This is a genomic window from Symbiopectobacterium sp. (assembly GCF_051710365.1).
Lineage (GTDB): Bacteria > Pseudomonadota > Gammaproteobacteria > Enterobacterales > Enterobacteriaceae > Symbiopectobacterium.
This window is the reverse complement of record NZ_JBPETA010000097.1, coordinates 1-11873: the sequence shown is the minus strand read 5'-3', so window position 1 is coordinate 11873 and position 11873 is coordinate 1. Positions and strand designations below refer to the sequence as shown.

Here is an 11873-nt window from a genome sequence, read left to right as displayed (position 1 = left end):
TGCTCTGGTTTCCGGGGATGGTATTATCCCCGGAAACAGAAAAAATATGACAAGTGATTGTTAATCATGAAGAAAATAACATTGGCGTTGTTACTGGGTCTTTCGTGTTCTGCTTTTGCCCAAGATGCTGATGACGCCGATAGGCTGTACGACCGCCTCGAACAGCAAGATAATACTGCGCTGACCGCTCTCACCGATTTGGCTAAACGTCAGGATCCTCATGCCCTCTCGGTATTGGGTTTTGTCTATGAGTTTGGCGTTTCCGTTCCCAAAAATATCCAACAGGCCATCGACTATTATCAGCAAGCGTGCGCACTGGGTGGCGATTATGGCTGTTATAACGCCGGGTATTTTTATCAATATGGCGTCGGCGTGCCGCAGGATAGCGCCCGGGCCAGCCAACTGCTGGAAAAGATTAACGCCGCAGATATTGATATCGAAACGACCAAGTCACTCGGGTACACCATCTATGAAGCCAAAGCAAAGGCTGAAACCGATGCAGAGATGCGCGCACCGATCCTGAAGTATGTTTCCCGCTATTTAAATACGGCCAATGCGGAAACGCGTCGGGTATTCAGCCGCCTCGGCTTGAGTAAAAGCGACACGTTACGGCTGGCGAAGCGTTGGGCACAGCAGGGCGATCCCGAAGTAAACTTCTACGTCGGCCATTTCTATAATTTCGGTTACTCCCCGATAAAAGAGAAAGACATCGAGGCGATGCGTTGGTTTCGCCGCGCAGCAGAGGGGAGAGAGCCGGAATCGCAGAATCTTCTTGGTCTGGCCTATCGCGAAGGTCGCTGGGGTGTCGATGCCGCTGCACCAGAGGCTGTCGTTTGGTTTGAACGTGCTGCACAGCAGGGTAACAAAGATGCCATTCTCAATCTGGCAGAAATGTATTACACCGGTGAAGGGATTGACGTTGATTATGACAAGGCGCGAACGCTGTTTACGCAGGCCTACGACAAAGGCGTATCGCGGGCGGCAAAATACCTCGCCTGGATCTATTACAACGGTCAGGGTGTGACGAGCGATTGCCAGAAGGCCTGGGAGTATCGCAGCCGGGGCGCTCTGACGAAACAAAAGCCAGCTATACAGCGCACTGCGTGAACGATAAGCGTGGGCGTGAAGAAAACCGCCAGACCTTGCCCGCATTGGTGTTGAAAAACGAATCGACCTTTCTCGGTGGCAACGGGGGCGCATTGAAATGTGAAAATCATTTTATCGTTGATACCAACAAACTTGCTGAAGTGGCCAATTTGCGCGTCGTCGTCACGTTAAAAAACAGCGAGGGTGCCAGCGGGCAATACACGATGGCGTTTGCCCCCTTTGGCATGAATACTATGGATGAAAGCCTGCACGGCAGGGAATACAGCTCCTTTCGTTCCGCCACGCTGGTTCCTCAAAAAACCAAAGATTTTTGCAAGCCTGGTGACGTGACATTCCAGATCGATTCCGCCACGGCGCGGATCAACGGACAAGAAAAAGATCTGCTAGCGACGGGGATTATCAAGCCGTATGTCCAACATGCCGGGTAACCGCATTGCCTTAGGACAATTCGCCTGAACAGTGACGCGGTATTAAGAAAGACAGCCCGGTTGATGCGCTATCAACAGGGCTCGCTTTCTGTGGTAAACTCAGTCCGTTTTCCCGCCGAATTGAACATGAGGTGCTTCTGAACACGCCGGCACAGCTTTCACTGCCACTTTCTTTGCCTGATGACGAAACCTTTGCCAGTTTCTATCCGGGAGAAAACGCGTCACTTCTGGCCGCCCTTCACAACGTGTTGCAACAAGAGCACGGTAGCTATATTTACTTCTGGTCACGGGAAGGGGGAGGGCGCAGCCATCTGCTGCATGCCGCCTGCGCGGCGTTATCACGTCAGGGCGATGCGGCGGGCTATGTGCCGTTAGACAAACGCGCCTATTTTGTGCCTGAAGTCCTGGACGGCATGGAGCAACTCGCGCTGGTCTGTATCGACAATATCGAATCCATTGCAGGCGATGATGCCTGGGAAATGGCGATGTTCAACCTCTACAATCGTATTCAGGAAGGGGGGCACACCCGGCTGTTGATCACCGGCGATTGCCCACCGCGTCAGCTTAATTTGCATCTGCCTGATTTGGCATCTCGTCTGGATTGGGGGCAGATTTATAAATTGCAGCCGCTCTCTGATGAAGAGAAAGGCGAGGCGTTACAGTTGCGCGCCCGCCTGCGAGGCTTTGAGCTGCCAGAAGATGTGAGCCGCTTTTTGTTGAAGCGGCTCGATCGCGAAATGCGCACGCTGTTTATGACGCTCGATCAGCTCGATCACGCCTCCATTACCGCCCAGCGTAAACTCACTATCCCCTTCGTCAAAGAGATCCTGGGGCTATAACAGCGCGAGCACTTGCTCCGGCGGGCGGCCGATACGTGCCCGCTCTCCGTTGACCACAATCGGGCGCTCAATCAGCTTGGGATGTTCAACCAGTGCAGCAATCAGCTGTGTTTCACTTAACGTCGTATCCGACAGATTTAATTCGCGGTACAGGTCTTCTTTCTGGCGCATTAATTCACGTGCGCTGCTAAAGTCTAACTGTGATAACAGTTGGCGAATCTGTGCGGCATCCGGTGGCGTATCCAGATAGAGCACCACGCGCGGCGTGACGCCATGTTGCTGCAACAGCGCCAGCGTTTCACGGCTCTTGGAGCAGCGCGGGTTGTGATAAATAACGATATCGTGCGACATGGGCTGTTCCTTGCTGTTTATCAAGATTTTTCAAACTGACGGAAGCGTTGCTGTAACTGGCGTAACTGGTCAATGCGGGCATCATAGCGCGCCTGCTCCAGACTGCCGAGTTTACTCAGCGAGCTGGCATTGCTGAACAGCCCGATGGCCTGATCCAGTTTTCCGGATAACGCCAGCTCCTCTCCGCGCGCGGCAAGCTCTTCGGCACGCATGCCTTGTGCGGCGGAGGCCTGCGCCAGCAGTGACCAACCGTTGGGATCGCCCGGATTGGCGTAGGTATAACGATAGAGCAGGCGGCTAGCTGCGGCGGCCTGACCACCCGTGACATAGGCGTTAGCCAGGTTCAATTGCAGTACCGGATTGTTCTGGGCGCCCGGCGCTTTTTGTAAGCGTGCGATGGCCTGCGCGGCTTTGTTTTGCGCCAGATCGATATCCGTCATCAGATCGAGAAACCAGGGGCTGTCCGGAGTTTTATCCAGCAGTGGCTGAAGCACGGCACGGGCATCGTCATATTTCTTCTCTTCATAAGCGCGCACCGCTTTGCCGTACTGTGCGGCAAGCTGCTCGCGCACATTGCCTTTTAGCCAGTTATCAATGGTTTCATCTACAGTAGCCTTATAAGCGGTGCTGTACATCATCAGCGCGCGCATCTTGGCAAACAGAAAATCCTGCGAGGATTGGGTGGGCGCCGGGCGCATCTGGTTGGCGCGGTTGCGGGCATCGGCCAGACGACTCTCCGGCAACGGGTGTGTCAGCAGCATTTCCGGCGGTTTGGTGGCATAGCGTGATTGATCGGCTAATTTTTGCATGAAGTTAGGCATAGCCTGCGGATCAAACCCGGCTCGCTGCAACACTTGCAGGCCAATACGATCGGCTTCCTGTTCGTTGGACTGCGTGAAGCTGATAATTCCCTGCTGCGCGCCCGCCAACGTCCCGCTCAGGGCCGCCATTCCCACCTGCGGATTGGCCATGGCGAGCAGAATGGAACCCAATGCCCCCACCCAGGTAAGCGGGGCGCTACGCTGTTGTGATTCCATGGCGCGCGCCAGATGGCGTTGGGTGACGTGCGAGATTTCATGCGCCAGCACCGAGGCCAGTTCGCTTTCGTTTTCTGCGTAGCGGAACAAGGCAGAATGGATGAACACATTGCCACCGAAGAAGGCAAAGGCGTTCAGCTCATCGTTGCGAATGATGAAGAAGTGAAAAGGCGTGCATACTGAGTTGGCGCTTTTTACTAACCGCTGGCCCAGTTGGTTGATGTATTGTACCAGCAGCGGATCGTCAATCAGCGGTGCACCGCCGCGCATTTGCCGTAGGTAGAAATCACCCATGGCAATTTCTTGATTGATACTGAGCGTACCGCCTGCTGTGGTTCCCATATCGGGAAGCTGATCCTGCATATCCGCACCAACGGGCGCCGCGATGCCGCCCAGCATTGCGCTGAACAGCAGCGCAGTCAGGGTTTTCTTTACTCTGAATCCACGCAGAAACGTCTTGCCTGCCGGAGCGGTAATGCGAGGACGTTCAGCACCTAACCAATTGAAGACCATGAGTGGGACCTTCTCGACTGCACGGTAAAAGCGATTAGCGCCTATCTTAGCCAGCGCGGAGGGAGCATGCAAAGTGGAATGCGGGAAAAGTGCAGCATAAAAGCGCACCGTGCAAAAAACAGCAAGCACAAGGTTGCGCGCAGTGTGAATCAGGATAACGCAAAAACACCGACACCTTAACAGTGCCGGTGGATACCTGACGCGCTATCAGGCGCTTTTCAGATAGTTCAGTACGATATCGTGGTGATCGCTGGTTTTGAAATCATCAAACACGTGCGCCACTTTACCGTCTTCACCAATCAAAAAGCTGATACGGTGAATGCCGTCGTAGGTTTTTCCCATGAATGTCTTTTCGCCCCACACGCCGAAGGCTTGTGAGATCTGATGATCTTCGTCGGACAACAACGTAAAGTTCAGCAGCTCTTTTTCCGCAAAGCGAGACAGTTTTTCCGGTTTGTCGGTGCTAATACCCAGCACTTCCACGCCATGTTTCTTCAGGTCTTCCATGTTGTCGCGCAAACCGCAGGCTTGCACGGTACATCCCGGCGTCATCGCTTTAGGGTAAAAATAGACCAACACTTTTTGTCCCTGGAAGTCGGTTAAATTTACTTGTTCGTCATCCTGGTCGGGCAAGCTAAATTTCGGTGCGGTATCACCGGCTTTCAGTGTGTTCATCACTACTCTCCATCTTTCTCTTCATGCTGTGGATAGTTCACGACGCTAATACTGCCTTGTGCGTGCAGTTCTGTACATAGCTGATGAAAGGCTGGCTCAATAATTGCGCCATTAAGCGTTTCAGGGCTGTGTGCGGTGATTTGAATATATAACGTTGACGGATGTCCGCTGGTGGCGGGCTGCGTTTTTGAAACCAGCTCCGCAATGTTCATGTGATGGGCGTCAAACAGGGCGGTAAAGCGTTCAATGATATGCGGTGAATCCGCCAGTTCAACCTTGACCCATACCGTTGAGGGCATCGGTGGGCGAGCCTGAGACTCCGTGCGCTTCATCACGATCAACAATTCCATTTCCGCCCCTTTGAGCGGCAGCGTGGATTCGATAAGCGTGATGGCATTCCAACTTCCCGACAGCAGCATGATGAACGTGAACTCTTTGCCCAGCATCGCAAGACGACTATCTTCAATGTTACAGCCACAGCTACTGACGTGACGTGTGATGGCGTTCACAATCCCGGGACGATCGACGCCGAGGGCGGTGATAACCAGAAAATGTTCTTGTTGGCTCGGCAAAATCTTGCTTCCTCTGCATCGGGTTGAGAGTAACATGGTAAACACAAAAAATTGTCTGGGGCAATTTTGAGTTTGTTCTGCGTGCGTTTTCCCGCGCCGCCGTCAGTCGCGGCATGCAGAAAGAAAAAAACCGCATGTCAGACGCCGACAACGCGGTTGCGCGCTTGCTTTTGCAGTGAAGTCAAAAGTACCATGAAAACTTGTTTTTGGAGGGGATGGCGAATGTTTACGGGAAGTATTGTTGCACTGGTTACGCCGATGGACGACAACGGAGCCGTCGATCGTGCAAGCTTGAAAAAACTTGTTGATTATCATATTGCTAGCGGAACTGCGGCGATAGTGTCCGTCGGAACCACCGGAGAGTCCGCCACCTTGAGCCATGATGAACATGGCGATGTGGTGATGATGACGCTGGAACTGGCAGACGGACGTATCCCGGTGATAGCCGGAACGGGTGCCAATGCGACGTCGGAAGCCATCTCTCTCACCAAACGCTTTCACGGAACCGGCGTAGTGGGCTGCCTGACGGTAACCCCTTACTACAACCGCCCGACGCAGGAAGGGTTGTTCCAGCATTTTAAAGTGATTGCCGAGCACACCGATTTACCGCAAATTCTGTATAACGTACCGTCGCGTACCGGCTGTAACATGCTGCCGGAAACCATCGCCCGTCTTTCCGAAGTGAAAAATATTGTTGCGGTGAAAGAAGCTACCGGGAACTTAAGCCGTGTGAGTCAGATCCAAGAGTTGGTTGATGATAAATTCATTTTGCTGAGCGGTGATGACGCCAGCAGTCTGGATTTTATGCAACTCGGTGGTCGAGGCGTGATTTCCGTGACGGCGAACATTGCGGCGCGGGAAATGGCACAACTGTGCGCACTGGCGGCACAAGGTGATTTCGCTGCGGCGCGCCGTTTGAATCAACGCCTGATGCCACTGCATCAGAAATTATTTGTTGAACCTAATCCGATCCCGGTGAAATGGGCATGCAAGGCATTAGGATTGATGGCGACCGATACGCTTCGCTTGCCGATGACGCCGCTGACTGACGCCGGTCGGTCAGTGATGGAGCGCGCATTGAAGCAAGCTGGTTTGCAGTAACCCTTAGGGAGATTTGATGACTTCTTCAGTGCAAAAGTCCATGGTGGCAAAAGTGGTTGGTTTGTCGCTGGTTATGCTATTAGCAGCATGTTCTAGCGATCAGCGTCACAAACGTCAGGTCAGCGGCGATGAGTCCTATTTGAAAGCGCCACAACCGAGGACGTTAGTGGCACCGGCGGGAATGATCCTTCCGGTGCAGAATGGGGATTACGAGATCCCGGCAGCCTCATCAACCGGTGAACTGGGTAAAGCGTTAGATATTCGTCCTCCTCTCCAGCCATTGGCGTTGTTAAGCGGATCGCGCACGCAAATTTCCGGTGATACAGCCACCTTGCTGATCGAAAATAACGCGCAGGCGAACCGTCTGTGGCCGCAGGTGGTGCAAATCGTTCAGGACAAGGGCTATGTGATTGCCAGCCGTCAGGATGCCTCGCAGACGCTGACCACCGATTGGATCTTCTGGCCGCGTGACGATGAAAGTGTGCCGTACCGCGCGCGTTATCAGATCTCCGTTCAACCTCAAGGGTATCAGGTCGCGGTTGTGGTGAAACTGCTCGGCCTCGAAGTGCAGAATACGCCGGTGGCAGAGGCGCTTCAGGTGCAACGTTATACCAGTCTGATGGCCAATACTCTGTCAGACGCGTTGGAGAAACAGGCGGCCGCGCGTGAGAATGCGCAGGTCAATCGCGCAGTCGGTACGCTGGACGTGCTGAGCGGTGCGGATGACAGCGGCCTGCCGTTGCTGGTGGTGCGTGGCCCTTATTCAGTGGTCTGGGATCGTCTTCCTGCCGCGCTGGAAAAAGTCGGCATGAAGGTGAACGATCGCAGCCGTCCGCAAGGCTCCATTGCGGTGACCTACAAAGCACCGGGCAGCAGCGCCTGGGAACGTTTGGGGGCGAAAGACCCTGAACTGACCAACGGCGATTACAAATTGCAGGTTGGCGATCTGGGTAACCGCAGCACGTTGCAGTTTATCGACTCGAAAGGGCATACCCTCAGCCAGTCGAAAAACGACGCGCTCGTCGCCGTCTTCCAGGCGGCACTCAGTCACTAACAGCAAGGGCCGGTCGCATCCGGCCCTTCTTTATTCGGCCCGGCGAATGCCGGTATTTTTATTGTTAATCAAGTATTAAATCATCGGGCCCGTTGTCGGTGGCCCACAACTGTGTGGAGTAATAAAAGATGCAAAAGCTAGCTGAGTTGTATCGCGGAAAAGCGAAAACGGTCTACACCACTGAAGATCCCGATCTGTTGGTGCTGGAATTTCGCAATGATACGTCAGCCGGTGATGGCGCGCGCATTGAACAGTTTGATCGTAAAGGTATGGTGAACAACAAGTTCAACCATTTCATCATGAGCAAACTGGAAGAAGCGGGCATCCCGACGCAAATGGTCAAGTTGCTGTCCGACAACGAAGTGCTGGTGAAAAAGCTGGAGATGGTGCCGGTAGAGTGCGTGGTGCGTAACCGTGCTGCCGGTTCTCTGGTGAAACGCCTGGGTGTGGAAGAGGGCATTACCCTGAACCCGCCACTGTTTGACCTGTTCCTGAAAAATGACGCCCTGCACGATCCGATGGTGAATGAATCTTACTGCAAAACCTTTGGTTGGGTGAATGAAACCCACCTGGCGCGCATGAAAGAACTGAGCTACAAAGCCAACGACGTGCTGAGCAAACTGTTTGATGACGCGGGCTTGATTCTGGTGGATTTCAAACTGGAATTCGGATTGTTCAAAGGTGAAGTGGTGCTGGGTGATGAGTTCTCCCCGGACGGCAGCCGTCTGTGGGACAAGCAAACCCTGAACAAGATGGACAAAGACCGTTTCCGTCAAAGTCTGGGTGGTTTGATTGAAGCCTATGAAGAAGTTGCACACCGTCTTGGCGTAAAATTGGACTAAACGCGCAATCGTTTTCGTGTTAAACGTTGCGTGCGCGCCGTTGCCTGCCATTCTCTGCACTAAGCGGAGAATGGCAGTTTACCCGTACCAATGTGGGTATTGGGCTAATTAGCGGTGTCAAAACAGTGCTATCATCTGAGTCTTGAATGAAACCGATATCTTGACTTCAGCATGGCAGGAAACCCCTTCCTCATGACTTCTTTCGATCCCACGCTTCTGATCCTGCTCGGCCTTGCAGGACTCGGTATTATCAGCCACAACATGACGGTCACCTGGGCGATGTTGGCGCTGCTGGCCGTACGCTTGACGCCGCTGAACGGTTATTTCCCGCTGGTGGAAAAATATGGATTGAGCATCGGGATACTGATTTTGACCATTGGCGTGATGGCCCCGATCGCTAGTGGGAAAATCAGCGCCCACGACTTCTTTCAGGCGTTCCTTAACTGGAAATCGCTGATAGCGATTGCGGTGGGCGTTGCGGTTTCCTGGCTCGGTGGTCGCGGCGTTTCTCTGATGAGCAATCAACCTTCCGTGGTGTCAGGATTGCTGATTGGCACTGTGGCCGGCGTCGCGTTGTTCCGCGGCGTGCCCGTAGGTCCGCTGATTGCGGCAGGTCTGCTCTCGTTGTTGATTGGCAAATCCTGAGAACGGTATTGGCATGTCTGAGCTTATCACCCCGAACCTGCTCAGTGCTGACTCGAATGGCGACCCTGCGCTGCTGCGGCATGTTGGCGTGCGCCGCCTGCTGGTGGTCAGCGGCGAGGCGCATTGGGTGCAAATGCAGGCGGAAGCGCTGTGCCGACAGACGCCGGGGGATTGGCTTTGGCTGGGGGGCATGCAACCTGACAGCATACCCTTTAGCAAAGCGCGGATGCTGCTGGGGCAGGAGTATCAGCATGCCGTCTTTGATGCTCGCAGTGGGCTGGATGTGGAAGCGCTGGCGATCGTGGCTGGCACTTTGCGTGCGGGCAGTTGGCTACTGCTGCTGGTCCCGCCCTGGCACGCGTGGGCACAACAGCCCGATGCTGATAGTTTGCGCTGGAGTGAGCAGTCGCAGGCGATAGCCACGCCGAATTTCATTACGCATTTTCAGCAGCAACTGCTGGCGGACGATGAGGTCACGCTGTGGCGGCAGGGAGAAGAGGGAGCCATAAAGCCGCTGACTCCTCGTGCACCGTGGCAACCTGCCAGCGGTGACCCAACGCCACAGCAGCAGGCATTGCTGACCCGTCTACAGGATGCGGCACCGGGCGTTTATGTGATTACCGCCGCGCGCGGGCGCGGTAAATCGACGCTGGCGGGAATGCTGGCCGCGCACGGTGATGAGTGGCAAGCCCCTTGTTTACGCTCACGGCGTATCAGCCGTATCGCGGTTGTCGCAGAGCAGCGGCGCAGCGGGATTGGTTATGCACTGATTGCTGCACAACGGGACACCGCGAGCGATGATGGCATTGATTTTCTGTCGGTCAGCTTTGGCTATCAGCCGGAACTGTGGGCATTCTGGCAGGCATGCGGGTTTAGGCTGGTGCGCATTGGCAGCCATCGCGAGGCGAGCAGTGGCTGCTATAGCGCGATGGCGATTTTGCCTATCAGTGAGGAAGGACGGCAACTGGCGACGCGTGCCGAATGGCGTCTTGCTCAGGAATGGCCTGCCTTGCGCCGTATTATCCCTCTGGCGCTGTCGTTGCAACTGCCTATGACCGAGCTTTCTACACTCGAAGACGCCGAATGGCGCAGCCTAGCCGGATTTGCTTTTGCGCATCGTGGCATGGAGCCCACCTTTGCCGCGTTGACACGTCTGCTGGGGCGCTCGGGGTTGCCGCTGCCCGCATTGTGCATGCTCAATGCCTATCCGCACGATCCAGAGCGTGGTGTGAAGGTGTTTTCATTAAGCGGTAAAAAAGCGCTGTTACAACGCTGGCGTGAGGAAACGGCTCAGGCACTTGCCGAGCTTGATGCAGCGGCCTGTGCACGTTGGCAACGCTGGACGCAACCGGGGGGTTTCCAGCTGAATAAATAAATGCCTGGTGGAATGGACCGGTTTGCCGGCATACGTAGTAATCGATATGGAGAAGAGCGACATATTATGGTGATGGGAATTTTTTGCGGTTCAAGTGCGGGAAGTGATACCGCCTTTATTGATGCGGCGCGGATGACGGGAAAAACCCTGGCGCAGGCCGGTATCGCCATTGTTTACGGCGGTGGTCGTGTCGGGTTGATGGGCGCAGTCGCGGATGCGGCTTTGGCGCAGGGCGGCGAGGTGATCGGTGTCATGCCGCGCCTGTTGGCCGATCAAGAGCTTTCTCATCCGGGCCTGACCACGCTGCATGTGGTGGAAAACATGCATGAGCGTAAAGCCAAAATGGCGCAGATTGCCGATGGCTTTATCGCGATGCCGGGCGGTCCGGGGACGCTGGAAGAAATTTTCGAGCAGTGGACCTGGGCGCAATTGGGGATTCATGACAAACCCTGCGCGTTTCTCAATGTTAACGGTTATTTTGAACCGCTGAAAACCATGAATGAAACGATGGTCAGACAGGGGTTTATGAAGCAACCCTATGCCGATATGCTCACATTTTCTGACAGCATTGAGGATATTCTCCGCATTTTCGCTGCCTATACGCCGCCGCCGCATAAGTGGACGCCCGCGTTTCGTCAGGTAGGGTGAGATGGCGATGGAGACGACCTGTGTGATTCGCATCGCCGCTGCCGTGATCACCGATGCGACAGGTGCCTGTCTACTGGTTCGCAAACAGGGCACCACCGCGTTTATGCAGCCGGGGGGAAAAATGGAACCCGGAGAAACGCCAGAGCAGGCGCTGGTGCGCGAACTGAAAGAAGAGCTGTCGATTCAGGTTGCGATAGCGGATCTGACGTATCTTGGTCATTTTTCCGATCAAGCGGTCAATGAGCCTGGGTATGTTGTTGAAGCCGACGTGTACCGTGTGCAGGGTGTGAATAGCGTCGTAACCCCGGCGGCTGAAATCGCCTGGGTTAACCCAAAAACGCCGACGACGTTGCCTCTGGCCCCGTTGACTCAGCAACAATTATTACCCCTCGCCGCCGCATTTTGACGCCGTTATGACAGGCTGGCCGCCGCGTCAGCCTGGTATTTTTCTTTTTCGTTCCTGCCTATGGGGTGAAGGACGTGAGGGCGAGTCATTGGAAATAATGGAATGACTTGTTCAATAAATCCCGATAGCACGTGATAACCGCAGGGGTATCATGGCTTTGTTGAATAAATAGAAAGTTTGGGTAATCATCGGAACAGATCACCATAGTTGTTTCAAAATCAGGTCTCCATGGCAAAACAAAATTTTAAAATCACTAACTGGCCCTCCTATAACAAGGCCC

At 54.4% G+C, this 11873-nt stretch carries 14 protein-coding genes; 10 read left to right on the top strand and 4 right to left on the bottom strand.

Annotated elements, in window-relative coordinates:
• Positions 1-66 precede the first annotated feature (66 nt).
• From ACTBDZ_RS10380 to hda, 3 genes are all read left to right on the top strand, one after another.
• Positions 67-1107 (top strand): SEL1-like repeat protein, encoded by a 1041-nt coding sequence (locus tag ACTBDZ_RS10380; protein ID WP_438815248.1) that lies wholly within the window; start codon positions 67-69, stop codon positions 1105-1107.
• Complete coding sequence (locus tag ACTBDZ_RS10375; protein WP_438815247.1) at positions 1104-1535, top strand: hypothetical protein; 432 nt, start codon at positions 1104-1106, stop codon at positions 1533-1535. The genes ACTBDZ_RS10380 and ACTBDZ_RS10375 overlap by 4 nt, the downstream gene beginning before the upstream one ends.
• Positions 1536-1666: 131 nt before the next feature.
• On the top strand, positions 1667-2374 hold the full coding sequence (hda, locus tag ACTBDZ_RS10370) for a DnaA inactivator Hda (protein ID WP_438815246.1): 708 nt from the start codon (positions 1667-1669) through the stop codon (positions 2372-2374).
• Here hda and arsC read toward each other — a convergent pair.
• From arsC to ACTBDZ_RS10350, 4 genes are all read right to left on the bottom strand, one after another.
• A complete protein-coding gene (arsC, locus tag ACTBDZ_RS10365; protein WP_438815245.1) occupies positions 2369-2725 on the bottom strand; it encodes an arsenate reductase (glutaredoxin) in 357 nt (118 codons plus the stop codon). The genes hda and arsC overlap by 6 nt on opposite strands.
• Before the next feature lie 20 nt (positions 2726-2745).
• A complete protein-coding gene (locus ACTBDZ_RS10360; protein WP_438815251.1) occupies positions 2746-4161 on the bottom strand; it encodes a beta-barrel assembly-enhancing protease in 1416 nt (471 codons plus the stop codon).
• 321 nt (positions 4162-4482) lie between these two features.
• Positions 4483-4950 carry a thioredoxin-dependent thiol peroxidase gene (gene bcp / locus ACTBDZ_RS10355; protein ID WP_438815244.1) on the bottom strand — a complete coding sequence of 156 codons (468 nt, stop codon included), beginning with the start codon at positions 4948-4950 and terminating at the stop codon, positions 4483-4485.
• Positions 4951-4952: 2 nt separating this feature from the next.
• Positions 4953-5558, bottom strand: a complete 606-nt coding sequence (locus ACTBDZ_RS10350; RefSeq protein WP_438815243.1) for a glycine cleavage system transcriptional repressor — start codon at positions 5556-5558, stop codon at positions 4953-4955.
• 186 nt (positions 5559-5744) lie between these two features.
• Between ACTBDZ_RS10350 and dapA the strand changes: the two genes are divergently transcribed.
• The 7 genes from dapA to ACTBDZ_RS10315 all read left to right on the top strand — a co-directional run bounded on the left by dapA (position 5745) and on the right by ACTBDZ_RS10315 (position 11593).
• Positions 5745-6623: a 4-hydroxy-tetrahydrodipicolinate synthase gene (dapA, locus tag ACTBDZ_RS10345; protein WP_438815242.1), complete on the top strand. Its 879-nt coding sequence runs from the start codon at positions 5745-5747 to the stop codon at positions 6621-6623.
• 16 nt (positions 6624-6639) lie between these two features.
• Complete coding sequence (gene bamC / locus ACTBDZ_RS10340) at positions 6640-7677, top strand: outer membrane protein assembly factor BamC (protein WP_438815241.1); 1038 nt, start codon at positions 6640-6642, stop codon at positions 7675-7677.
• Between the two features lie 128 nt (positions 7678-7805).
• Complete coding sequence (purC, locus tag ACTBDZ_RS10335; RefSeq protein ID WP_438815240.1) at positions 7806-8519, top strand: phosphoribosylaminoimidazolesuccinocarboxamide synthase; 714 nt, start codon at positions 7806-7808, stop codon at positions 8517-8519.
• Positions 8520-8711: 192 nt separating this feature from the next.
• Entirely contained in the window at positions 8712-9164 is a 453-nt protein-coding gene (locus ACTBDZ_RS10330) for a DUF441 domain-containing protein (protein ID WP_438815239.1), read from the top strand.
• 13 nt (positions 9165-9177) lie between these two features.
• Positions 9178-10539, top strand: coding sequence for a GNAT family N-acetyltransferase (locus ACTBDZ_RS10325; RefSeq protein WP_438815238.1), 1362 nt, complete (start codon positions 9178-9180; stop codon positions 10537-10539).
• 63 nt (positions 10540-10602) lie between these two features.
• Positions 10603-11187 (top strand): TIGR00730 family Rossman fold protein, encoded by a 585-nt coding sequence (locus ACTBDZ_RS10320; RefSeq protein WP_438815250.1) that lies wholly within the window; start codon positions 10603-10605, stop codon positions 11185-11187.
• 7 nt (positions 11188-11194) lie between these two features.
• The gene (locus ACTBDZ_RS10315) at positions 11195-11593 is read left to right on the top strand and encodes an NUDIX hydrolase (RefSeq protein WP_438815249.1); all 399 of its coding nucleotides are present in this window, start codon (positions 11195-11197) and stop codon (positions 11591-11593) included.
• The last annotated feature ends 280 nt before the right edge of the window (positions 11594-11873 follow it).

What these genes read in the sequence shown, in the direction of transcription:
- purC (WP_438815240.1), top strand. Translation starts at nt 7,806, where the DNA reads ATGCAAAAGCTAGCTGAGTTGTATCGCGGAAAAGCGAAAACGGTCTAC.
- bamC (WP_438815241.1), top strand. Translation starts at nt 6,640, where the DNA reads ATGACTTCTTCAGTGCAAAAGTCCATGGTGGCAAAAGTGGTTGGTTTG.
- dapA (WP_438815242.1), top strand. Translation starts at nt 5,745, where the DNA reads ATGTTTACGGGAAGTATTGTTGCACTGGTTACGCCGATGGACGACAAC.
- ACTBDZ_RS10315 (WP_438815249.1), top strand. Translation starts at nt 11,195, where the DNA reads ATGGAGACGACCTGTGTGATTCGCATCGCCGCTGCCGTGATCACCGAT.
- ACTBDZ_RS10350 (WP_438815243.1), bottom strand. Translation starts at nt 5,558, where the DNA reads ATGTTACTCTCAACCCGATGCAGAGGAAGCAAGATTTTGCCGAGCCAA.
- ACTBDZ_RS10325 (WP_438815238.1), top strand. Translation starts at nt 9,178, where the DNA reads ATGTCTGAGCTTATCACCCCGAACCTGCTCAGTGCTGACTCGAATGGC.
- bcp (WP_438815244.1), bottom strand. Translation starts at nt 4,950, where the DNA reads ATGAACACACTGAAAGCCGGTGATACCGCACCGAAATTTAGCTTGCCC.
- ACTBDZ_RS10380 (WP_438815248.1), top strand. Translation starts at nt 67, where the DNA reads ATGAAGAAAATAACATTGGCGTTGTTACTGGGTCTTTCGTGTTCTGCT.
- arsC (WP_438815245.1), bottom strand. Translation starts at nt 2,725, where the DNA reads ATGTCGCACGATATCGTTATTTATCACAACCCGCGCTGCTCCAAGAGC.
- ACTBDZ_RS10330 (WP_438815239.1), top strand. Translation starts at nt 8,712, where the DNA reads ATGACTTCTTTCGATCCCACGCTTCTGATCCTGCTCGGCCTTGCAGGA.
- ACTBDZ_RS10360 (WP_438815251.1), bottom strand. Translation starts at nt 4,161, where the DNA reads ATGCTGGGCGGCATCGCGGCGCCCGTTGGTGCGGATATGCAGGATCAG.